General features: G+C 60.4%; 20 protein-coding genes and 1 pseudogene. 3 read left to right on the top strand and 18 right to left on the bottom strand.

Annotated elements, in window-relative coordinates; all coding sequences use genetic code 11:
- Positions 1-734 precede the first annotated feature (734 nt).
- From AC5ZFO_RS43525 to AC5ZFO_RS43500, 6 genes are all read right to left on the bottom strand, one after another.
- Positions 735-2,318 (bottom strand): GMC family oxidoreductase, encoded by a 1,584-nt coding sequence (locus AC5ZFO_RS43525; protein ID WP_496123782.1) that lies wholly within the window; start codon positions 2,316-2,318, stop codon positions 735-737.
- 57 nt (positions 2,319-2,375) lie between these two features.
- A complete protein-coding gene (locus AC5ZFO_RS43520) occupies positions 2,376-4,205 on the bottom strand; it encodes a dipeptide ABC transporter ATP-binding protein (protein WP_496123781.1) in 1,830 nt (609 codons plus the stop codon).
- A complete protein-coding gene (locus AC5ZFO_RS43515) occupies positions 4,202-5,122 on the bottom strand; it encodes an ABC transporter permease (RefSeq protein WP_496123786.1) in 921 nt (306 codons plus the stop codon). The genes AC5ZFO_RS43520 and AC5ZFO_RS43515 overlap by 4 nt, the downstream gene beginning before the upstream one ends.
- Complete coding sequence (locus AC5ZFO_RS43510) at positions 5,116-6,102, bottom strand: ABC transporter permease (RefSeq protein ID WP_496123785.1); 987 nt, start codon at positions 6,100-6,102, stop codon at positions 5,116-5,118. Before AC5ZFO_RS43510 ends, AC5ZFO_RS43515 begins: the two co-directional genes overlap by 7 nt.
- 44 nt (positions 6,103-6,146) lie before the next feature.
- Complete coding sequence (locus AC5ZFO_RS43505) at positions 6,147-7,700, bottom strand: ABC transporter substrate-binding protein (RefSeq protein WP_496123780.1); 1,554 nt, start codon at positions 7,698-7,700, stop codon at positions 6,147-6,149.
- A 261-nt stretch (positions 7,701-7,961) separates the two neighbouring features.
- Positions 7,962-8,951: a mandelate racemase/muconate lactonizing enzyme family protein gene (locus AC5ZFO_RS43500; protein WP_496123784.1), complete on the bottom strand. Its 990-nt coding sequence runs from the start codon at positions 8,949-8,951 to the stop codon at positions 7,962-7,964.
- Positions 8,952-9,264: 313 nt separating this feature from the next.
- On the opposite strand from AC5ZFO_RS43500, the gene AC5ZFO_RS43495 reads away from it, so the two are divergent.
- Complete coding sequence (locus AC5ZFO_RS43495) at positions 9,265-9,969, top strand: GntR family transcriptional regulator (protein ID WP_496123779.1); 705 nt, start codon at positions 9,265-9,267, stop codon at positions 9,967-9,969.
- A gap of 554 nt (positions 9,970-10,523) precedes the next feature.
- On the top strand, positions 10,524-11,441 hold the full coding sequence (locus AC5ZFO_RS43490; protein ID WP_496123778.1) for a LysR family transcriptional regulator: 918 nt from the start codon (positions 10,524-10,526) through the stop codon (positions 11,439-11,441).
- Here AC5ZFO_RS43490 and AC5ZFO_RS43485 read toward each other — a convergent pair.
- From AC5ZFO_RS43485 to AC5ZFO_RS43475, 3 genes and pseudogenes are all read right to left on the bottom strand, one after another.
- On the bottom strand, positions 11,405-11,698 hold the full coding sequence (locus AC5ZFO_RS43485; protein ID WP_496123777.1) for a DUF2274 domain-containing protein: 294 nt from the start codon (positions 11,696-11,698) through the stop codon (positions 11,405-11,407). The genes AC5ZFO_RS43490 and AC5ZFO_RS43485 overlap by 37 nt on opposite strands.
- Positions 11,673-11,938 (bottom strand): annotated as a pseudogene (locus AC5ZFO_RS43480) (TraB/TrbI/VirB10 family type IV secretion system protein); the annotation flags it as partial. The pseudogene AC5ZFO_RS43480 and the gene AC5ZFO_RS43485, both read right to left, overlap by 26 nt.
- Positions 11,939-12,321: 383 nt before the next feature.
- On the bottom strand, positions 12,322-13,710 hold the full coding sequence (locus AC5ZFO_RS43475; protein ID WP_496123776.1) for an MFS transporter: 1,389 nt from the start codon (positions 13,708-13,710) through the stop codon (positions 12,322-12,324).
- 166 nt (positions 13,711-13,876) lie between these two features.
- Here AC5ZFO_RS43475 and AC5ZFO_RS43470 point away from each other — a divergent pair, with 166 nt between their 5' ends.
- Entirely contained in the window at positions 13,877-14,026 is a 150-nt protein-coding gene (locus AC5ZFO_RS43470; RefSeq protein WP_496123775.1) for a hypothetical protein, read from the top strand.
- 126 nt (positions 14,027-14,152) lie between these two features.
- Here AC5ZFO_RS43470 and AC5ZFO_RS43465 read toward each other — a convergent pair whose 3' ends face one another.
- From AC5ZFO_RS43465 to trbE, 9 genes are all read right to left on the bottom strand, one after another.
- Positions 14,153-15,067, bottom strand: a complete 915-nt coding sequence (locus AC5ZFO_RS43465) for an alpha/beta fold hydrolase (RefSeq protein WP_496123774.1) — start codon at positions 15,065-15,067, stop codon at positions 14,153-14,155.
- A 145-nt stretch (positions 15,068-15,212) separates the two neighbouring features.
- Positions 15,213-15,470 (bottom strand): DUF2274 domain-containing protein, encoded by a 258-nt coding sequence (locus AC5ZFO_RS43460; protein ID WP_496123773.1) that lies wholly within the window; start codon positions 15,468-15,470, stop codon positions 15,213-15,215.
- The gene (locus AC5ZFO_RS43455; RefSeq protein ID WP_496123772.1) at positions 15,467-16,675 is read right to left on the bottom strand and encodes a TraB/TrbI/VirB10 family type IV secretion system protein; all 1,209 of its coding nucleotides are present in this window, start codon (positions 16,673-16,675) and stop codon (positions 15,467-15,469) included. Before AC5ZFO_RS43455 ends, AC5ZFO_RS43460 begins: the two co-directional genes overlap by 4 nt.
- Positions 16,666-17,745 (bottom strand): P-type conjugative transfer protein TrbG, encoded by a 1,080-nt coding sequence (gene trbG, locus AC5ZFO_RS43450; protein WP_496123771.1) that lies wholly within the window; start codon positions 17,743-17,745, stop codon positions 16,666-16,668. The genes AC5ZFO_RS43455 and trbG overlap by 10 nt, the downstream gene beginning before the upstream one ends.
- The gene (gene trbF / locus AC5ZFO_RS43445) at positions 17,742-18,431 is read right to left on the bottom strand and encodes a conjugal transfer protein TrbF (RefSeq protein ID WP_496123770.1); all 690 of its coding nucleotides are present in this window, start codon (positions 18,429-18,431) and stop codon (positions 17,742-17,744) included. Before trbF ends, trbG begins: the two co-directional genes overlap by 4 nt.
- Before the next feature lie 3 nt (positions 18,432-18,434).
- Complete coding sequence (trbL, locus tag AC5ZFO_RS43440; protein ID WP_496123769.1) at positions 18,435-19,796, bottom strand: P-type conjugative transfer protein TrbL; 1,362 nt, start codon at positions 19,794-19,796, stop codon at positions 18,435-18,437.
- Positions 19,793-20,113: a putative entry exclusion protein TrbK-alt gene (gene trbK-alt / locus AC5ZFO_RS43435; RefSeq protein WP_496123768.1), complete on the bottom strand. Its 321-nt coding sequence runs from the start codon at positions 20,111-20,113 to the stop codon at positions 19,793-19,795. The genes trbL and trbK-alt overlap by 4 nt, the downstream gene beginning before the upstream one ends.
- A 9-nt stretch (positions 20,114-20,122) precedes the next feature.
- Entirely contained in the window at positions 20,123-20,878 is a 756-nt protein-coding gene (gene trbJ, locus AC5ZFO_RS43430) for a P-type conjugative transfer protein TrbJ (protein WP_496123767.1), read from the bottom strand.
- Positions 20,875-23,307, bottom strand: a complete 2,433-nt coding sequence (trbE, locus tag AC5ZFO_RS43425) for a conjugal transfer protein TrbE (protein WP_496123766.1) — start codon at positions 23,305-23,307, stop codon at positions 20,875-20,877. The genes trbJ and trbE overlap by 4 nt, the downstream gene beginning before the upstream one ends.
- Positions 23,308-23,310: the final 3 nt, after the last annotated feature.

Below are 23,310 nucleotides of genomic sequence, written 5' to 3'. Positions count from 1 at the left end.
CCCGCTACGGCGCTATCTGAGGCGCGCGTCCGGGCGGCTTTGCTCTACCGAGCTACACCACCTCTGGGGGCACGACCTTTCGAACCTCGACCAAAAAGTGTCCAAGATTACGCGCGCGCAGTCATGCGAATGGTTCTGCGGATGACTCGAAATACATGCGCAGCGACTGCTTATTGGTTCGGTTGTAAGTCGGCCCAAGTTAACAAACTTCTTTAAATGCAGGTAGTCCGCTTAGCGCGCAGCAAACGATCGACGACATCATCGTGTAAGATTTGCGGGATGTAACTTGAAGCACGAAGCTGAATTCCGGCGCCCGGCCAGAAAGCCGCGCAGAAAATCCTCAAGGGAGGCGGCAGAAACGCACGGAGAAAGCAATACAGGATCTCGAGCACACACTACTTGGGTACGAGCTATTGACCCGGCCGCAAAGCCGAATGACAGCAAGCCGCTCGCTCGCTACGGCGCCCTGGAGGGCGCGCTTCGCGAGCGGCCTGCTCGGACTCGCGGCAGCTGATTCAGGAGACACTAGGGTGCGCTTCGGTAACATTGTCATCTGAGGCAAAATGAAGGGGCAGTATTCCAAAGCTCGCGACATAGCACGATTGTGGTCATGCGATTTCTCTAAGTGAGCACGACATATGTCGAATGCATGCGTGCCTGTTCCATCCTTCCTATCCTGGCACCACAGAAGCGCGCCACGAACTTGCTCCAATTTGGATTTACGGAATATCGACTTACGGATGGATGAGATCTGCTGCCCTCTCTCCGATCATAATAGACGTCGCGTTGGTATTCCCAGCGATATGACGAGGAAAGATGGAGGCGTCCGCGACCCACAAGTTTTCGGTGCCCCTCACCTTAAGAGAAGGGCTGAGAACCGCTCGATCGTCTGCTCCCATGCGGCAAGTCCCGACCGGATGAAAGAAGGGGACCGTTGCTTTGCGAATGTAGGCTTCGTCAGCTTCCCGCCCAGCCCCCGATGCTGGCGCTTCGCAAAACTTCAGGACATGAGAGCCGAATGGGGGCATAGAGCAGATCTTCCGGACCCAGTCTAGCCCGCGCATAACCCCCTCAAAGTCATCCCGATGATCGAGCAAGCGGGGAAAGATGGCAATTGGAGCGAGAGGATCGTTCGATCTGAGTTCAAGATGGCCGGTGCTTTTCGGGTGATTGATGTTCACCAGGATGGTCACCAGGTTAGCTTTCGGGACTTTCAGTTTTCCATCAGCTTTAGTCAAACCGAACGGGAAGAGATGAAATTGAAGGTCTGGCTCAGCGAGGTCAGAGCTCGATCTTAGAAACGCCAGGACCTGCGCCGTAGGCACACTCAGGAACCCCGACCTTTTAAAGGCCCACTCCGCCACGGCTAGTGCGCCCTTTATGGGATGCGATAGTCCATTGGCGGTTTCGATGTCGAGTTCAGCAAGGACATACAGTCCCGGGTGTTCCATTAAATTCCGTCCCACCTCAGGACTTTCGACGCGCGGCACGATGCCATGCTTCTTGAGGTGAGCCGGATCACCTATGCCCGAAAGCATCAATAGATGCGGGGAATTGATGGAGCCCGCGGAAAGAATAACACCCTTTCTCGCGACGAAATCGAGGTGTTGTCCGCGATGCGTGGCGGCAACGCCAGTGGCGCGCGTCTTGTCAAACAGAATGCGGCGAACAATGGTGTCATCCAAGAACTTCAGATGAGTTGCAGACAGCTTTGGCCTTACGAAGGCCTCGAAGGCCGAAAGCCGACGCCCGTTGCGCGTTGATCCCTGGTTCCAGGCAACTCCCTCGTGCGAGGCGCCGTTCAAATCCTCATTGAAGGGAATGCCAGCGGCTTGAAAGCTGTCGATAAAGTCTTGAGAGATCGGGTGACGACAACGTAAGGCTGAGACCCGTTGAGGTCCGAGCCCTCCACGAAATTGATTGTCCCTGTCCTCATCGGCCGTCTCCATTTTTCGGAAGTACGGCAGCACGTCCTTCCATCCCCATCCTCTGTTGCCTAGCGCCTCCCAAGCGTCGTAGTCCCGCGCAGCACCGCGGATGAAGATCATCCCATTTATCGCAGATGAACCTCCCGGCACCTTGCCACGAGGCCAGTCCTCGACCAGGCCGCCTCTGCTCGGATCAGGCTCTGTCTTGTAAGCCCAGTCGTACCGTCTATTCCCGATCGTATAGACGAGGGCGCCCGGAACGTGAGACAGATTGAAACGCTCCTTCTTTCCGGCTTCCAGCAACAGGACCGATTGTTTTCGCTCGACCAAGCGCGCCACCAGCGGACATCCCGCACTTCCGGATCCTACGACAATGTAGTCAAACTCCATGCTGTTCACTCTCCAAATAGGAGCACCATTGGATGGTCGCGCGACCCTACAAAGTCATTAATGGTGCGGATCTATTTCCGTCAGATGGCAGGCAGCCGCTTCATCCCGTCCGCGTGCCGCGAGCGGCGGATCATCAAAGGCGCACTTATCGAGCGCGAACGGGCAGCGGCTTCTAAAACTGCAGCCTGCAGAGATGTGGATTGGGTTGGGCGGCTCTCCTTCCAGGAGGTAGGTCAAAGCCTTGAAAGGACGCTCCTCAACCGTCGGTACCGCGCTCAGGAGCGCGCGGGTGTAGGGATGTCTCGGCTTGATGAATGTGGTCCGATTGTCAGCCAGTTCCACCACGCGCCCGAGATACATCACGGCGATGCGATTGCAGGCTTGTCGCACCATCCCCAAGTCGTGTGAAATGAATATGTAGGTCATTCCGCGCTGGTCCTGAAGCCGTTGAAAAAGGTCGAGAAGCTTGCGCTGCTCGACCTGGTCGAGCGCCGATAGCGTCTCATCAAGAATGAGTAACTCGGGATCGAGGACGAGCGCCCGGCCGATACTCACACGTTGACGCTGCCCGGCGCTCAATCCGACCGGAAGTTTGCCGAACAAGTCGAGAGACAGTCCAACTTCCTGCATGGTCGCCGCGACGCGATCGCGGATTTGGGAACGCGACATCCCTCCATGGACGTAGAGGGGTTCGGCTATGGTTCGCCCGATCGAAAGATGAGGCGGAATGGAGCTAAACGGATCCTGCAGGAGTAGCTGGAATCTCCTGCGGAGCGTCAATAGGCGCTTGGCTTTCATTGGCGCGATATCTTCGCCCATGAACAATATCTGTCCTGAATCGGGGACCTCCAGACGGCTCAGGAGACGCGAAAGCGTTGATTTCCCGCATCCCGATTCGCCGACGATCGCCAAATTGTCACCCCGTCGAACATCGAACGAAGCGTCCCGCACCGCGTGCACGAATTGGTTTGCAAAGAGCTTGTTTCTATCCTTCGTCGGATAAACCCGGCTGACGTTTCGCACCGACAGAATGACGTCCTTGGCGGCAGGTGACGGCTCATCTGCAACGGCCTCAGTCGAGCTCTGCCATATGCGGGGGATGTCAGCTATCAGCTGCTTTGTATAGGCATGTTGCGGAGCCGCGAGCAATTGCTGAACGCTTTGAGTCTCGACGACGCGACCGCCTGCGAGAACAAGAACTCGGTGCGCGATTTCGTTGATGACCCCAAAAGAAGAAGAAACGAACAGGATCGCCGTTTTGAAACCCCGCTGCAACTCACGCAGGAGCCGAAGGATTTGAGCAGCGACGGTAACGTCAAGAGGTTGCGTTATGTTGTCAGCGACCAGAAGGTCCGGGTTCGTCACGAGCGCATCCACGATCAGGGCGCGCTGCATCATTCCGCCGCTGAACTGGAACGGAAACTCCTCAAATCGCTGTTTCGCGCCCGGCATCTTTACGGCATCGAGCAGGCGTATGACGCGTCGCTCTGCTTCGCCATTGGAGATACCAGGCTCGATGGATCTGAGTTTTTCGACGATTTGCCGACCAACCGGAAGGGTGGGATCGAGAGCATTGCCGGGATCGGAGCCTATGTAGGCAATCTTGCGCCCGCGGAGCGCTTGCATGTGTGCCCGGGGCAGTCTCAGAAGATCATTGCCACGATAGGCGATGACGCCCGATTCGATTTTGAGCGGCTTGGTGACCCACCTGACGAGCGCCCGCGACAGCACCGTCTTTCCCGAGCCGCTCTCGCCGATAATGCCGAGGACTTCGTTTTCGTCGATGCTCAGGTCGACATCGGTGAGCACGGCGCGCGTCCCGTGCGACCCGAGATCAAGGGTCACGGTCAGATTGCGCACCTCGAGAATGTTGACCGGCGATATCATCCCAATCCCAGCAAGATCTTGTTGCGCGATCGCTCGAGAGCTCCTCCCATGAGGTTGATGCAACAGAGTGTGATCGCGAGCAGGAGTCCTGGAACCGTGGTGATCCACCAGGCATTTAGAATGTATTTCGTGCCATCGGCGATGATGGTCCCGAATGTCGGCGTGGGCGGTTGAATGCCTATCCCGATAAAGCCCAGCACAGCTTCGAAAATCATCATGCGGGCAATATCCAGGATTGCCACGAAGGCGATCGGCGGCAAGATGTTGGGCGCGATATGAACGAGCAGGACCCGCGCGTCTGAGGCGCCGAGAATTTTTATCGCTCGAACATACTCTTTGCGGCGCTCGGACAGCGTCACGCTGCGCGCTACGCGTGAATACGCCGGCCAACCGGCAAGAATCAGAACAAGAATGATGGCCAGCGGAGTGGGGCGTGAAACGCCGAGAATTGTGATCGCCAGAATGATCGCGGGAATTGACATTTGCGCGTCCGTGATCCGCATCAAGAGCAAGCCGACCCATCCGCCGAAATAGCCTGAGATCATGCCAATGGCTGAGCCCAGGATGAACATTCCTGCAACGCTCGCGATGCCGATCAGCAGGGCATTTCGAAGACCGATGAGTGAGCGCGTAAACAGATCACGGCCGAGTTGATCGGTGCCAAACAGGTAAGGCCAGCTCGAATGATCCAGCAGTGCCGGTGGCAGAAATTTCTTGCTGACGTTGAATTGGGTCGGCGACAGATCGAGAATGTAGGGGCCCAAGATCGAGAGGATGATCAGCAGGCAAAACAGCGCGAATCCAATCTTGAATTCAGTTGTCCGCCACGCCTGCGCGAGGATACTGGCCGCGATGCCGCCACCTCGCGTTGCCGCCGGGCTATCGGTCTTGGCCGGAAGTTCCGCCGCCGCTAGTATTGTAGCCTCCTGTCAATCGCCATGGCTGCAAAGTCGACGAGAATATTGACCATCACCAGGGTCGCACAGGCGAGGATCGCGATGGCCTGGATCACAGGGAAATCCCGTTGGAAAACCGCGTTGATCATCAGAAGGCCAACGCCGGGATAGTTGAAGACGTATTCCACGACGAACAGGCCACCAAGCAAGACCCCAATCGCTTGGATTCCGAGCACATTGAGGACGGGGATGCTCGAATTGCGCAGCACATGCGCGACGATCATTCGACTGCGCGAGAGGCCGCGAATTTCACCCTGGGACACATATGGCTCGATGAGACTTCCGCTCACCGAGACCGAGATGGACCGGATGAGGGTCGGAGCAAGCTCGATCGCGAGAACAATGGCGGGCAAGATTGCGTAGCTCGGCCCCTGATAGCCGATTGCCGGCAGCCATCCGGCCTTGGCAGAGACGAGAAAGATGAGAACGAGGGCTAACCATACGTTGGGGAGTGAGACCAGGACGGAAGCCACATGCAGTGCAAGCCGATCCGGCAATCGTCCTGATCTCAAGCCCGCGGCTATGCCGATCGGGAGCGCGCTTGCCAAGGCAAACAGGAATGCAAGGCCAGCAAGAAGCAGGCTGTAGGGCAGACTGGCTGTGATGAGGCCCGATACCGATGCACGGTTAGCGGCATCGAAAGTCGAGCTGCCTCGCGAGCCGCCAGTGCTACCGCCTTGTGCGCTTCTGACGAAGGAGCTCCCGAAATCACCCGTCAGGATTTGCGCGGCATAGCGGCCGAACTGAACCGGGATTGGATCCCTCAGGCCCATATCTTTTGCGGTCTGTTCCGCGACAGATGCTGACACCATAGGCCCCAGCATCATCCGCACTGGGTCGCCCGGAACGATGCGCAGCAGCGTAAAGATGAGCATGGCCACGAGGACGACCAATACCAACCCTTGCGCAATGCGCCGAATGAAGAAGTCGAGCGCAAACAGCATGCCGGCTCCTGCCTTCTGCTAACGGGTTTTGCGGCGGTCCCTTAGCTCAGGTCCGCCTTGCTCAGGTCAATCGGCCCGTTGGGAAAATAGTATGCCCCGGTCAGATTCTTGGCCGCGCCATGGAAGGTCACGGCGGAAAAGAGCGACAAACTCGGAACCTTGCTTGCGAGAGTGGGAAACGTCTCATTCTTGAATATCCTGAGGCGCTCCTCGGGGGTCGTGGCGCCGCGTTCCTTGTCCAGCGCCGCATCAATTTCCCGGTCGTTGATCCCGGTGATCAGCGCGGCGCTTGAATGCCAGTTCGGTCGCAGCACGAGGTCTGGCTCCGGCGATCCCGTCATCCAGCCGACGTCGCACATGTGGCCCTGACCCTGGCCGTCAGCGCGGCGATAGATTGCCTGCTCCCACGCGGCCGGTTCAAGAACAGTCAGGCGAACATCAATGCCCTGTTCGGCGAGCATCGCCGTGATCAGCTCGCCATACTCTTTCGTCTTCGGGTAAAAGCCGATCGAGGTGATATATTCGAGTTGCGGCAGGCCCTTTCCTTTGGGAAACCCTGCCTCGGCGAGAAGCTTCTGGCAGGCATCCGGATCGAACTTTGGATAATCAGGAATATCCGTGAAGCCGAACTTCGTCGGCGAAATGTAGCAGTTTGACGGTGTGGCCGCCTCGCCCATCAAGGACAGGATTTGATCACGGTCGATCGCGTGGCAGACTGCGCGACGAATGCGAGCGTCGTTGAATGGAGGCTTGTTGCACCGGAAGTGCAAATATTTGTTCTCGGTCGTCAGCGCCTTAAGCGTGGTGACTTTCGGGTTGCTAGACAACGAGGCGTATTGCTCGGGCTCCAGTCGTTCGGCAATGTGATATTCGCCGTTCAGCAGGCCCAGTACACGCGTGTTGGCGTCCGGAACGTAGGCATAGACGATCCGATTGATCCTGGGCCGTCCGCCATAGAATTCATCATTTGCTTCGAGGTTGTTCCTGTCTCCCTGCGTTCCCGCATATTTGAACGCGTTCGTGCCGTTCGGACGCTTTTGAAGGAGTGCGGGATCGGCAACATCCTTCGCTGACAGGATTGGAAGGAAGCTCGAAATGAACCAGAAGGCGGACGCGGGGTAGCCGTATTTTTCAGTCTTCAACCGAACAGTCAGATTGTCGACGACTTCGACATCAACGCGCCCCGGATAGAGGGCGGATGCCGGGCGCGCCGGATTGGAGGCATACTCCATGGTCGCCTTAACGTCTTCAGCACCGAACTCCTTGCCGTCGTGGAATTTGACGCCGTTCCGAAGCCCAAACTCCAGAGTGTGCGCATCAATCAGCTTCCAACTGGTGGCGAGGTCCGGGGTCAGCTCTTCAGACTTGCCTTCCCGCATCTCGCAGCGTGTCAGATGATTGAAGACGAACTTTTCGAACTTCAGCTGTCCCAGGGTCGTGTGAGAGGTCGGATCCCAGTTGCCGGTGACCGGGCCCATCGACGCCAGCACGAGGGTTTTACTTTGCGCCACCTTCGCTGGGAGCGGTTTGAGACCCGCTCCGCCAGCCACGGCAACTGCTCCGGCTCCTGCAAGCAACTCTCTCCGTGTTACCATTTCGAGTCCCCTCTTCTTGCGTTGGACGCGCAAACAGCGCGCTTGATGAGCGCTCTCTTCACATAAATTGATGCTGGACCGCGCTTTCCAGCGCGATGCCGATCTCCTTCATCTCGCCCGAGAGCTGATCAGGCAGGCCTGCGCGAACCTTCGTGCCTTGACGAAGAGCGCACTTGTGCGCAGCGGCGCGGCCCGGTGATGGTCTGCCGATGAGGCCGTTGAGAGGAATGTAGCTATGGCCCATCTCACAAGCCTTTGCTTTCAGGCAACGCGGTAGCGGTTGATCACGCCTGGATCAGGGTCGAGGCCAAGCCCCGGCCCTGTCGGCACGGCAACCTTTCCATTGACCGGAAGCGTAGCACCGCCGTAGATCTCGGCCTCGAAATCGCAATAGAGCCGCTCGAGCATCGGGACTGATCGCTGCGCCGCATTGAGGTGTATCGTCGCGACCTGGCCGGGGCCGAAGATTGCACAATGCGGCACGAATTCGATTGATTCAGCCTGACAAAGCGCTGCGATCTTCACGAGCTCGGAAATGCCGCCAGCTTTCGCGACATCAGGCTGCGCAATGTCGATGGCGCCTGCCGCGATCATCGCAACAAAGTCATGTAGGCTGCCGGCATTTTCGCCGGCGGCGATGTGGTGCCGGCCAGTTGATCGAATGCGGGCCAGCCCAGCATAGTTTTCCGGAGGCCAGACAGGCTCCTCGAGCCAGTACAGATTGAGAGGCTCGAGTAGCCGATCGTATTTGAGCGCCTCCGCCACCGGCCATGGGCAATTGGTATCTAGCATGACGGCGGCCTGTGCCCCCGCGGCTTCGACGGCGGCGCGGATTTCGTCCTCGGTTATCTCGTGCAACTTGATGTAACGATATCCGCGCTCAATTGCCTGCCGAGTGGCCCTGACGACATCGGCGCAATTGCCGTAGCGCATCAGACTGGCATAGACCTCGACTTCGCTGGCGAATGCACCGCCTAGCAATGCGGCGAGCGGCAGTCCGGAAATCTTGCCGAGGATGTCCCACAGGGCGATGTCGACCGCCGAGACGCCATAGACGATAGGGCCCACGCGGCCGAAATTCTGGAGCTGGAATTCCACATCATACTTGATCTTGCCGATTTCCAAGGCGCTCCTGCCGATCACGAGCGGTAACACGCGCATCTCGATCATCGCCTTCAGCGACTTGTCCTCGCACCGCGAGAAGGCTTCGCCCCACCCCACGATGCCCTGTTCGGTTTCCAGCCGCACCATCAGCGTGTCGAACTGCAATCTCGGCGCTCCGCCGAAGCTCCAAGGCGGCACTCCGCCGGATTCGAACGGAATCGATAACAGGATCGCATCCGCCTTTACGATCTTGTGAGCTGGGGCGGACGAGGAGAGGCGCTGCAGACCGGCGAGGCTAACGCCCTTGGTTTCGGAAATGCGCAAGCACGGCTCCCCTCAACTGCTGATTGTCGACAATTAACAAACAGACGATTTCTCTGGTGTCAATGGCGAATGTTCGCCAATATCTCTGCCGGCACCTCAGAACGAACATTCCGCGCAAAACGCGGTTGGAGGAAAAATGGCTGCTAAGATCATCTCGGGATTGGTCGAGAAGCGGAGTTTGGACCGTGCGGCTGCCGATGTTATCCGGCAGGCGATCACCAGTGGCGCCTTGGCGCCAGGAAAGCGACTGACAGAGACCGAACTGTCCACGGAGCTCAACCTGTCGCGCAGCACGATACGAGCGGCGCTGCAGCGGCTGATGAGCGAGGGCCTGGTGAAGCAGAAGCCTTACTGGGGCTGGGAGGTCGCGAGCTTGACATCCAAGGACGCATGGGAGCTGTACACGCTTCGATCCAGCCTGGAGGGTCTGGCCGCGCAGCTCGCAGCCGCCAACCCGAATCGGAGGCGACCGATCGAGGCGGCTTACGATGACATGAAGGCCGCCGCAAAAAGCCGCAACCGGAAGCGGATCAACGATAGTGACCTTGCGCTTCACAAGACGATCGTTGTCCTTTCGGGACACAACCGCCTCGCCGATCATTACGGCTTGGTCGAACATCAGGTTCAAATGTACATGGCCTCTTCAAATGCAATCCTTGAACGGCCCGACATGGTCATCGCGAACCACGAGAAAATGGTCAACGCGCTGCTCAGGGGTGATGCGGCCGCCTCCGAACGTTACGCGCGCGAGCACAACAAGACCTCAGGCGAGCTTCTGGTTCGGCACTTTCAGGAGATAGAAGCCACACAGACCAACAAAGCGGGTTCGCGCAAGCTCTAGGGAGGAAAAGGCATGCGCAGTCAGCGACCGCACAATTCGCGCAGCCGGCTGGGCCGGATCATTCGTGACATTCGCCGGAGGATCGAGGGGCAGCCCTGCTGGAGGATCGGCAACACAGCGACAACCCTTTGCCTTCCAGGTTGCAGATGCCTTGCGTTCAGAATCGAGGCCCCCTCCCGTTAGTATCGGTTACCAACCCAGTCCCCATACCGAAGTTGCCGGAACGATCGGCCAGGCGAAAAACGGGCCCTTGCTGATCGGCCCAAGATCTGCCGAGCGTACGATTGAAAGCCGCGGATCGCGTCCTTCAGCTACCTGCGCACTGTGCTCTTTGATTGTCCTCTGACCCAACGGACGCAAAAGCGGAAGAGAGAGAACGGAATTTATCAGAGGGTGACTCCCTCTAGTCGTATTTTTGCCTCACGCACCTAACGCTTGAAATAACATCGGTGTTGAAATACGTATTCCGGCCGAAGTCGGAGGAGCTGACGCAACACAATTTATGGAGGGGCAAGAAAACACTTGGTCCCACAACTCACCATAGGGCTTCGAGCGTGGCTGTGGAATTTCGAGATCTACGCTGGGCGATCGCTGCGTCCCAGCATCGAAGCATCCGTCAAGCGGCAGAGACGCTTAGAATCAAGCAGTCGACGCTCAGTCGCTGTCTAGGAAGTCTCGAACACACGTTGGGCAGCAAACTATTCGAGCGCACCAACGGAGGTACGCGACCAACGATGGAAGGTCGAGAATTTCTCGAGGATGCCCGGCGCATCGTAGCCGAAGCTGAAGCAATGGCCGCTCGCCTCAAGACCCGCTCGCGTCGCGAGAGTGGTCGGTTGACCATCGGGATCCACACCTCCCTGTCGGCCGGCAATCTCCGAGCCACCCTCCTCGAGCACCGGCACCGCTTTCCCGATGTCGATAGACAGTTTGTCGATGGAGCGAGCGAGCATCTGATTTCGGACCTCGCCAGTTCAGCCATCGATGTCGCTGTTGTGGCGGATCCCAATCCGAATTGGAGCGGCAAGTCATTGGTGCTCTGGAGCGAACGTGTTGTTGCTGCCCTCCCTGCGAAACATCCTCTGGCAAGTCATGACATAGTTCACTGGGGCGAACTGCGGCGCGAACTGCTTTTGATGTCACAGCGTGGCCCCGGACCGGAACTCCTCAAGCTTCTCATCAGCAAATTAGGATCTTCCGATCCTTGCAAGCTGCTTCGCCATGACGTGGGGCTCGACCGGCTTCTCTCACTGGTGGGCATGGACTTCGGTATTCTCCTCGCCCTGGAAAGTGCGACTGGCGTGACTTATCCCGGTGTCATCTTCCGGGAGGTGCATGATGCCGAGGGGCCGACGCGGCTGAGCTTCCGCGTCTATTGGCGGCAGTCGAACGGCAATCCGTTAGTTCGTCCGTTTCTCGACTTGATTCGTGAACGCTATCCAGATCTTTCCGCCGACTCGGGCGAGAGTTGAGCCGCTTTTCGCCGCGCCTTCGCAAAGGCTCGGTCAGTCATCATGAAACGCTCGATCATCGGCGCGATCAATTTGGCGGGTTCGATCCGCGTCGTCGCGCCTGCACTATGCGCTAAAATCTCGCCGTAGCATTTGAGATCCCTGAAGACCGCCGCGGGCAGCTCGATCGTGAGTTTTACCGGTTTGTCGTCTTCAAGCGGTAAAGCTTGAGCTTCGTCACTGTCTTCCTCCCTAGTACGGCGCCAGCACGAGATCACGCGTGACGATGGCGCGAACCGGAAAACCTGGCCGGATGGTCAGTGTCAGCTGGATGTTGAGCTGGCGCTGCACGATCTGCTGCCCAGTCTGGCTGATGCTGTTGGACGCACCGCTGCGGATTGCTTGGACAAGGTTATTTTCATTCTGGCTCGTGCCCGCCTCGGCTCCGACGCTGAGCATGGTCGAGAGAACGGCGGCCTTGAAAAGCAGCCCCAATGGTTGTCGACCTCGTCCTCCAGTTGAATGGGGTTAGTCTATCAACTGATCGTCCGCGATGAGGAGACTTTTTGTTTTCAGCGCGGCCTGGTCACCTTCCACTAGAAACGCGGTATTGCGCGAGTTTCTCACTGTCGCGACTAGGCTGGAACGGCGAACGAAGACGTTGCTTCCACCATTATCGGATAACAAACGGACATAACCCAGCGTCGCATGAATGGCGCCGATCCTTCCTATGATCGCCTCACAGTCCCAGCAGGCTGAGCCTTGGCCGCCGCCGACGCTGGCGCTTCTAATCGCTGAACCTAGCGCTGGTCGACGGCCGAAGCACCCACGGGAAAGCGAACCAGACCCATGCGATGATCTGAAGGACAAGATTGAAGATAAAGGCTGTCTGGTAGGCGATCTACGGATAATGCCCCGCCTGAGGCGTCCAATGTTCAAGGACGACGCCAGTGGCATATTGCAGGACAAACGCTCCACCTATATGGAGCACGTTCAGCGCAGCATTGGCCCGTCCGGCAAGTTCTTTCGGGAAATAACTAGCCAGGAGCACATAGCTAAGCACCGTAGCTGCGCCGACGGCGGCCACAGCGGCCCACAGGACGTATGATGACAACGGCCATCGCAGGATAATCGCGAGTTGCACGGCAATGAACAGAAGGCCGACGACCGCGAGGAGCGCCTCTGTCCCAATGCCATAGCGACGCAGCCGATCAGCCAGAACGCCTAGCAGGAGCGCACCCAGGCTGAGCGCGACGGCCATGACAAACAAATGTTGCACCAAAGCAGCGCGATCAAGTCCCTCGACGTCAGTGAACCACTGCGCCGCCCAAAGTCCCTGCAGCGCCCAGGCGGTGCCGACGGAAGTCGCTGATAGCGGCGCCAGACGCCAGAAATGCGGATCGGTATAAATGTTCTTCAAGCTGGCCATGGCTGTTCCACGCATGACCGGCGTTGCCGATGCACTCTCCGGCACCAAGAGATAGATCATCGCCGAACAGCCGGCCGTGGCGACAGCGAACAATGCGAACAGCGTCCTCCACCCAACCCAAGCCAGCAACAGCTGCGCCGGCGAGGTCGCGGTGACCGCTCCCAATGCACCGAGCATGACCATCAGGCCGTTGAGAAACGGAAGACGGTCGTTCGGAAACCAGAGAACGAGGGCCTTCAATCCGGCGGTCAGGCTCGCGGCGACACCGAGACCGAGTAGCGCCCGGCCTAGAAGCAGCATGAGCAAATTGTCTGACGTAGCAAACAATGCGGCGCCGACCGCAGCAGCAACCAGCAGCACACTCTGGATCAGCCGCGGACCATACCGATCCAGAAGGATGCCGACCGGTATCTGCGCCGCCGCGAAGGTGAGAAAATAGACCGATGTCAGCAAGCCAAGATCACCAGCGTCGAGCCCCAACTCCAATGTCAGGGGAGCGGCGACCAAGGCGTTGATTGTCCTGAAGAGGTACGAGAGATAATAACCGACAGCAAATGGCAGAAACACCCGCAGGATAAGAACGGGACCATCTACATTTGCTAACTCGCGTCGCGGCGCGGAAGATGCCGCTGAGTTGGGCAGCCGTGCGCGAAACGGCGTCTCATCGCCGCTACCACCTCGTTGAAGTAGGCCGTGAGCCTGTTGTGGAAAGTTCCGAATGCTACCGTCCTCCCGCACGGCAGCGTTCGGCTCTGATGCGCCATCAACCGTGACGGATGCGCTAAAAATCGATTCGGAGGACTTAGGACTTGTGCCGTGCGCGTCGCTGGCCCCGACGTCTTCCTCGGAAGCGGTTCTCATTTCTCCTGACGCGCCGGTTCATAGTCTCCCGCATGAGAGACGTCCCCAGCTCAACACCTCGTCCTACTTGCGCGGCGAATTCTTCGAAGCGTTTGGCGCCGACCACAGACGCAGTGTGCTGCTCCGCAGCCGATAACGAGGGCGTAACAGCCAAGTGAAAGCGCGAGTGAAGGGCGACGACCTCATTCACCATCTTGAGATCGGCACCGAGACGCCCGATCTGATCGTTCAGCTCAGTGAGGCGGCCTGCCACGATCACGAAATGTTCAGCAGCGCTATCGGATTCGAGAAAGTGATCGAGTGCGGCTTCAATTAGTTCTGATTTTGTCACTCCCGTGCGTGTAGCCGCGACGGTCAACCGGGTTGCCATGGATTCGCTGAGATGAACGCCAGTCCGGGATTTCATGAGACCACTCACTGTGAAGTGCCTGGAGTGTTGCAGTCAACGGGCCACTGCCTTCGTGCATGTATCGGGCGTCATCTCAAGTTCCAGATTGGATTCAGCCTCAATCTTCGGATGTCCGCGGCGCCAGCTCCCACGCTCGACGGCGGCTAGAAAGCTGTCAAGCTGAGCATTGAATGCTGTCGGCTCTTCCAGATTGATGGTGTGGCCGGTATTGGGGCAGATCCAAAGACCGGCGTTGGGAAGCACTGTTTTCAGCATCAGGTTGGTCTCGAGGCAGGGCGCGTCTTCATCGCCCAGGGCCAGCAATACCGGTGTTCGCATCGTTGAGAACTGATCGGCCAAATCATGCAATGACGGTCGTAACGCCTGACAGCGCGTCATCGTATTCGCCATCCCTAGCGGTGAGTGGTGACGCAGGCGTTCCTGAAACTCTTGCCAACTCCGTGTGTCCTTGTATTTGAGTTGGATACGAGTCTGACCATGCGCCATTTTCCGGGCCATCGTGTCCATCCCGCGCTCGATGAAAGCCCGCGCGAGAATGGAGGTTTCTCTCGACCAGGCGTCCCGCTGGGAAGGAGCCGATCCGGATCCCACACCGGCCGCGACAATCGCGCTGGCTCTCTCTGGATAGCGTAATCCAAACTGCAAGGCGGCATATCCGCCCATGCTCAATCCGACCAGGTGTGCGTGTTCGACGACGAGGCCACGCATGACGGCGGCGATATCGTTCACAGCAAGCTCCCAGCCATACAGAGTTGGATCGTCAGGAACGTCGCTGGGGGCATATCCGCGGGCATTGAAGGTGATGCAGCGATAAGCACGAGAAAAGTAGCGAACCTGGGTTTCCCATTCGCGGCCATCTGAGCCGAGCTCGTGCAGGAAAATGATCGGATGACCTTCCCCGGCTTCCTCAAAATAAAGATTCACACCCGCGGCATCGATATATGGCATCTGACTTCACCTGAACGCGTCTACGTGAGCAAAATGCTGGTCTATGACCGGATTTGACTTGATGGGCTTCGGTCCCGGCCACCTCTCGAAGGCAACGCTGAACGATCGCCCCTTTGCGTCCGTTCCTTGACCTACTTCGCGAGCGTTATCCGGATCTTTCCGCCGGCCCCGGCGAGGGTTGAGCAGTATTACGCCGTGCCTTCGCAAAGGCACGGTCGGTTGCCATAAAGCGCTCGATCATCGGCGCGATCAATTTGGCAGGCTCGGTCGCCGTCGTCGCGCCCCCGCTAAGCGTCAGAATCTCGGCATAGCTTTTGAGGTCCCTGAAGACCGTCGCCGGCAGTTCGACGGTGAGCTTGACCGGTTTATCGTCTTCGAGTGGTCCAAGCTTGAGCTTCGTCATCGCGCACCTTTTTGCCCATAGGGAGCCAGCACCAGGTCACGCGTGACGATCACGCGGACCGGGAACCCTGGCCGGATGGTCAGCGTCGGCTGGATGTTGAGCTGGCGCTGCACGATCTGCTGGCCGGTCTGGCTGATGCTGTTGGATGCACCGCTGCGGATCGCCTGAACGAGGTTGTTCTCGTTCTGGCTCGTGCCGGCCTCGGCTCCGACGCTAAGCATGGTCGAGAGAACGGCGGCCTTGAACAGCATGCCCCAATGGTTGTCGACCTCGTCCTCGAGCCCGGCATAACCACCGGTGTCGGCGCCGGGCTGGCGCTCCAGCACGATCGAGTTGCCGTCAGGCATGATGATGCGGGTCCAGACCAGGAGGATGCGGCTCTGGCCGAACGCCACGGAGCTCTCGTATTGGCCGATCAGCTTCGCACCCTGCGGCACCAGAAGATATTTGCCGGACGGGCTATCCCAGACCGCCTCGGTGATCTGAGCGGTGACTTGGCCGGGCAGATCGGACCGAATGCCCGTGATGAGCGCAGCCGGGATCACGGTGCCAGCTTGCACGACATAAGGAGAGACTTTGGCCTCGAGCCGATCCGGACTGACCGTGCGCTTATCCGTCGAAGCATTGAGGAAGGCCGTCTTGCGGTCCTGCATGTTCTGAGCGGAACCGGCATCCACGGGAGGTGTCGCGGCCGGATTCGTCGCGGTTGCGGTCGAGCTATTCGGAACGATTTGGCCGACGCTCTGCGGTTGCAGAACGGTCTGGGCGAACAGCCGGCTGACGCGCGCCGCTTCGATCTCCTGCGCTCGGTGCTGGGTCTCCGGATCAGGCGTCGTCGCGGAGACGAAGGTGTTCGGTGCAGCGCCCGCGTTGAGGATCGGCTTGCCGAGGTCGCCGGGCAACGGCGGCCCGAGCGGCGGTGCCTGACGCGGCAGGCCGGTGTAATCCTTCGGCAAGGCGGCGAGGCCCTCGGCCGAAGGGCTATTCTGTGTGCTGAGCAACTCCTGGCCGGACTGCGCCTTGTTGCGAGTCTGGAGGGCGTAACCGAGCGCTCCCGCGACAGCGAGGGCAGACACCGCGCCGATGCCGATCAGGATCTTGCGCGAGAGGCGTGTGACAGGTGGCCGCTCGCCGCGGAGCCGAAGATCCGGCGGCGCGACGGGTGGGACGTCGCCTTGACGTTCGACTTCGCCGTTCATCGCCATGAGCGCGGCCTTCCGTCGGTGCGGACAATCCGCACGCGCCGCTCGCTATCCTTGTCACCCAGTCGCAATTCAGCGGCGGCGAACAGGCGATCGACAATGTAGTAGTTGCGGTTCGCGCGATAGTTGACCAACTCGGAGCCGCCGGCCGGTCCAATGACGAACAGTGGCGGCATTTCGCCCTGGACGATGCCGCTGGGGAACTCGATGTAGACCTTATTCCCGTCATCAAAGGCGCGCAGCGGTTGCCAGGCCGGATCATCGCCCTCGATCGCGTAACGGAAATTGATCGAGGCGAGATCGACGCCGGCAGCAATCGGAGCTGCGGCCTCAGCCGTCGCATTCTGCTGCCGAAGCGCAATGAGCTGATCCTCGGGATACTGCCAGGACACCGAGGCCATATAGGTCTTCTCCGTCGAGCGCAGCTCGAGGAGATAGGTCCGCCGGTCGGTGTTGATGACGAGATTGGTGACCAACTCCGGCCGGGTCGGCTTGACCAGAATGTGGATCTTTCTGGTCGCTCCCGCGCCGCTCTCGGTATCGCCAATGATCCAACGCACGGTGTCGCCGGCGGCGACCGGTCCGGAGCCGACGAGCTGCTCGCCCTCCTGCAGGGCGACATCGGTGATCTGGCCGGGCGCCGTATAGACCTGGTAGAGGGCTCCGCCGGAGAAAGGATAGACCTGTACCGCGTTGATGAAACCAGTGCGCATTGGCTGCACCCGTGCCGCAGCGTTGGCCTGTTTGACGCGAACCCTGGGATCAGCGGCCTCCGGGACGCGCTTGGCCGCAGTGAGCGGCTTCAACTGCCCGGGCAGCGGAAGAGGCTTTGGCAATTCCACGATCTTGACGGGCGCTGGCGGATCGGCGGTGAGTGCTGCCGGCTCCGCGGAGTCGTAGTTGATGTCAGGTGGAATGAAATTGTGCGCGCATCCGCCAAGGGCCGAGACGGACATCAGCAAAGCCGCCAAAGCGGATTTACGGAGACACGTATTGGTGTCTTTCCGGCTTTGCTGAGCGATGGAGAGACGCGAAGCCGGACCGCCGGCTGTTGAGGAAAACGGCGGGGTCATTGTCCCAGCTCCTTTGACCAGTTGATGGCGTTGACGTAGATGCCGAGCGGATTCTTGCGCAGCCGATCGGCATCGGTGGGTGGCTGAACTGCGATGGTGAGGATGGCGGTCCAACGTGTGGTGCCGGCGAGCGCTCCGTCCTGATAGCGGTGCTCGACCCAGGCCACGCGAAAACTGTCGGGCGAGGCGCGGATGACGCTGGAAACGTCGATTGCGACCTGCCGCTTTCCGAGACTGGCGAAGGGATCATTGGCGCGCGCGTAATCGTTCAGCGCCATCGCGCCCGCCGTGGTCGTGAAATCATACGCCTTCAGCCAATTCTCCCGCACGATGATCGGGTCGGCCGGAAGCGAGCGCACCATCGCGACGAAGTGGGCGAGATACCAGGCAATCTGCGGGTCGCTGGGCCGATAGTCGGCCACAGCCGGCGCGACCGCTTGCGCCTCGCCGAGCTTGTCGACCTGCACCACCCAGGGAACGACGGTGCCATGTGTGGATTGCCAAACGAGCCCGCCGGCGAGACCGCAAGAAAGGATCAGAGAACCAAAGGCCATCAGCCGCCAGTTCTTCGCCTGCACGCGCGCCGAGCCGATGCGGTCGTCCCAAACCTGCGCCGCACGCTGGTATGGGGTTTCTGGTTCAGGCGTGCGGCCGTAGCGAACCGACGATCGCCGAAAGACGGACATTCGCTATTCTCCTCCCTTGAGGTCGACGGAGTGTCCACCGCCATGGCTGTCGCCGGATTTGAAGGCTTGCGCGGCCGTCTGTGCGCCGTGAACAACCGTCTGATTGCGCTTGACGCGCTGGGCCCACGCAGGCGGACCGCTGTCGTTCGCCGCTTGCGATGCAGCTCCATCATTTGCGGCCCCGCCTCGCTCAACGGTCCCCATGGTCGAGGAGCCACCGGTATTTGCGACCCCGGACCGGGCGCCTGATGCGAAGCTCTCCGTCATTGACCCGGCCGCTTGCGCAGCGGCGCGTCTGACGGGCGCTGCCGCCGCGCTGGCTGCAGCACGGCCAGCGCCGCCGAGACCTGAAGCGACGCCGCCAGCGCCGGACCGACCGGCCGATGCGAGGGTGTAGGCGGAGGACATGCCGCCCGCCATCGCCGCACCACCACGTGCGGCCGCAGCAGTGCCGGAGGCTGCTGCCATCGCTCCCGTTCCGGCCAGCCCAAGCGCCGCGCCCCCCGCCATCGCCGTGCCGGCCACGGCAAGGCCGGTGCCGACGACAGCGCCCGCGCCAAGCTGCGGCGCCCCTGAGACGAGACCGGATGCGATGCCGGGACCGAAGATGCCGAGGCCGAGCATAGCGAGTGCTGCGAGCACGACAGAGAGCGCCTGCTCGATCGTCGGCTGGCCGCCGCCATAGGCTGACGTGAACTGGGAGAAGAGCCCGGTGCCGATGCCGACGATGACGGCGAGCACCATCACCTTCACGCCGGAGGCGACGACATTGCCGAGCACTTTCTCCGCAAGGAAAGAAGTCTTGTTGAACAGCGCGAACGGAATCAGGATGAAGCCGGCGAGCGTCGTCAGCTTGAACTCGATCAGCGTGACGAACAGCTGCACCGCTAGGATGAAGAAGGCGATCAGCACCAACAGCCAGGACACCATCAGCACCGCGATCTGGACGAAGTTCGCAAAGAAGCTGGTGAAGCCCATCATCTGGCTTGCGGCGTCCAGCAGCGGCTGCCCGGCATCTAGGCCGACCTGTGCGAGCCGGCCGGGCCGCAGGAAGTCGGCCGTCGAGAGCGACGAGCCGCCGGCCTTCAGGCCAAGTCCGGCGAAGCTATTGAAGATGACGCCGGAGAGATTGTTGAAGTTGGTGATGATGAAGGCGAAGAACCCGATATAGAGCGTCTTCTTCACCAGCCGTTGGAGAATGTCTTCGTCTGCGCCCCACGCCCAGAACAAGCCGGCCAAGGTGATGTCGATGACGATCAGTGTCGAGGCGAGATAGGTGACCTCGCCTTTGATCAGGCCGAATCCGGAATCGATATACGTGGTGTAGGTATTGAGAAAGGTATCGATGACCCCGACGTTGTTCATCGCTTCTCTCCTTCCACAGTATTCGTCGTCGAAGGTGGGGCCGGCGCGGCCTGCGGCAGAAGTGGCCGCGCCGGCCTGCCGAAGAAGCGCGCGCGGTTCTCCTCCCAGACCGCCTGGCAGTGCGGATCTTCGGCATCCTGGGGACCAAGCGCGCGGCAGCGGCGCAGCTCGGCCGAGAGATCATCGGGAGCGGAGACAGAGGGGGCATCGGATACAGGCCGCTCCGCCGGACGCCGATGAATGACGTGCAGTGCGGCGAGGAAAATCACAAACACGATGATCATCGCGCCTGCGCGAAGGATATCCGAGCGCTCCATGATCCGCGCTCAGTTGCCGCTGAACATGGTGACGTTACCCGGCTGATAGCCGCCGCGCGCCGAGAAGTTCTTGTATTGCTGCTGGCCCTGAGCTTCGGTCGCCGTCACGCGCGCCTGCTCCAACGCATCCGCTCGTCCCTTCGCGGCGAGCACCGCGACGAGGTCGGATAGCTGCTGGGAGTGCAGGGCCAGGAGCTGATTGCCGGCCTGAGCGGCCTGCAGGGCGCCACTTGCCGACTGGCTGGCGGTGACCAGCGAGCTCATGGCGCTGGAATTGGCTGAGATATTGCCAACGAGGCCCGCCTGCACCTTCAGCGAGTCTTCGAAAGCGCCCACCGAGTTCTGCCAACGACTTTGAGCCGCGGCAAACATTGTCGCATTGGAGCCCGTGCCCGCCGCCGTGCCGTAGGTGCTGGAATACGTCGTCTGGATGCGCTCAACGTTGAAGGCGACGTTCTGGGCCTGGCTCAGCAGTGACTGCGTCCGTGCGACCTGTGACTGAAGCTGGGTCAGCGTCGACATTGGCAGGTTGGCGAGGTTCTTTCCCTGGTTCACTAGGCTCTGGGCCTGGTTGGTCAGCATCTGAATTTGATTGTTAATCTGCTGCAGCTCGCGCGCCGCGGTCAGCACGTTCTGGCTGAAATTGGTCGGATCGTAGACGATCACCTGCGCAGAGGCCCGTGTCGTCACAAGCGGAGAGAACGAGAGCGTGAGCGACAGGGCGCTCGCGACCATTAAGCTACGGCGCGTCTTGCGAACGCTCATGATTGCACCTCCAGGTTTTTCAGGTCAGGGATGAGATCGGCGGCCCAAAGCAGCTCGTGATCGGCGAGCCAGGCCGGCGTAAAATCTTCGCGGCCGTGCTCGGCGAGCAGCCGTTCGATTGCGGCATGATCGTCCTTCGAGGAGGCCGCGCAGAAGGCAAGCGCGATCGGCCCGAGACCCAGTTCGAACAGCCGGTTGCCGCGTCGCGATTGGCAGTAGTAATCCCGCTTCGGCGTCGCTCGCGCGATGATCTCGATCTGGCGATCGTTCAGACCGAAGCGCCGGTAAATCCCCATGAGTTGCGGCTCGATCGCGCGCTCATTCGGCAAGAAGATGCGCGTCGGACAGCTTTCGACGATCGCGGGTGCGATGTTGCTGCCGTCGATGTCGGAAAGCGATTGCGTGGCGAAGACGACGGACGCATTCTTCTTCCGCAACGTCTTCAGCCATTCGCGAAGCTGCTGGGCGAAGGCCGGATCGTCGAGGACGAGCCAACCCTCGTCGATGATGAGGAGTGTCGGCCGGCCGTCGAGCCGCCCCTCGATGCGATGGAAGAGGTAGGTGAGGACGGCGGGCGCCGCACCGGCCCCGATCAAACCCTCGGTTTCGAAGGCCTGAACGGACGCGAAGCCGAGCTGCTCAACCTCGGCATCGAGCAGCCGGCCGGACGGACCGCCGACGCAATAGGGCTGCAGCGCCTGCTTCAGCGCGGTCGACTGCAACAGGACGGTCAGGCCGGTGATTGTTCGTTCCTCGACGGGCGAGGATGCCAGTGAGGTCAAGGCCGACCAGACATGCTCCTTCGCGGTCGGGTCGATGGTGACGCCTTCCTTGGCGAGGATCGCGGTCACCCATTCGGCAGCCCAGGCGCGCTCCGCCGCATCGCCGATGCGTGCAAGTGGCTGAAGCGAGACGGAGTCACCGTTCGACAGACTACCGCCGAGGTCGTGCCAGTCGCCACCCATGGCAAGCGCCGCGGTGCGGATCGACCCGCCGAAATCGAAGGCAAAGATCTGGCTTTTTCGGTAGCGGCGGAACTGGATCGCCATCAGCGCCAGCAGCACGGACTTCCCGGCGCCGGTCGGGCCGACAATCAGGGTGTGGCCGACGTCGCCGACATGCAGCGAGAAGCGGAACGGCGTCGAGCCCTCGGTCTTGCCAAAGAACAGCGGGGCGGCACGAAAACGCTCGTCGCGCGCCGGTCCCGCCCAGACCGCCGACAGCGGAATCATGTGGGCGAGGTTTAATGTGGAGAGCGGCGGCTGGCGAACGTTGGCGTAGGCATGGCCCGGCAGCGAGCCGAGCCAGGCTTCGAGCGCATTCACCCCCTCGGGCATGCAGGTGAAGTCGCGTTCCTGAATCACCTTCTCGACAAGGCGAAGCTTCTCAGTGGCGCGGCCGGGGTCTTCGTCCCAGACGGTGACAGTCGCGGTGACGTAGGCTTGGCCGACATCATCGGTGCCCAGTTCCTGCAAGGCGAGGTCGGCATCGGCGGCCTTGTTGGCGGCATCGCTATCGACCAATGTCGAGGCCTCGTTCGTCATCACCTCCTTGATGATGGCGGTGATCGACTTCCGCTTGGCGAACCACTGCCGGCGGATTTTGGTCAGCAGTTTCACGGCCTCGGTTTTGTCGAGGAGGATCGCGCGCGTTGACCAGCGGTAAGGAAAGGCAAGCCGGTTCAGCTCGTCGAGAATCCCGGGATGCGTCGCGGTCGGAAAGCCGACCACGGTGAGCGTGCGAAGGTGGTGGCTGCCGAGGCGCGGCTCGAGGCCGCCGGCGAGCGGCTCGTCCGCGAGCAGCGCGTCGAGATGCATTGGCGTCTCCGGGACGCGGACGCGCTGTTGCCGGGTCGAGATGGTCGAGTGCAGGTAAGTTAGGGTGTCGCCGTCATCCAGCCACGCCACCTCCGGCATGAACCCTTCGACCAGTTGCAGGACGCGGTTGGTCCGATCGACGAAGCCGCGCAGCAGCTCGTAAGGATCGAGGCCGCTCTGCGCGCGGCCCTCATAGAGCCAGCCCTCGACGCGAGAGGCGTCCTCAACCGGCGGGAGCCAGACGAGCGTCAAGAAATAGCGGCTCTCGAAATGCGCGCCGGCCTCCTCGAAAGCATCCCGCCGCTCCAGGTCGACCAGCGCCGATGCGGGATCGGGAAAGGCGCTGTACGGATAGGTCTGGGCGGCGCTGCGCTGGGCTTCAACGAAGATCGCCCAGCCTGAGCCGAGACGGCGCAATGCGTTATTGAGGCGGGCCGTTACGCCGACCAGCTCCCCAGGCGTCGCGCTGTCGAGGTCCGGACCACGGAAGCGCGCCGTCCGCTGAAACGATCCGTCCTTGTTGAGGACCACGCCTCGTCCGACCAAAGCGGCCCAGGGCAGGAAGTCGGGAAGGCTGGCGGGCCGATTGCGATACTCAGTGAGGTTCAGCATGGA

Source organism: Bradyrhizobium sp. Unk1 (assembly GCF_059512345.1).
This window is presented reverse-complemented; position numbering and strand designations above follow the sequence as displayed.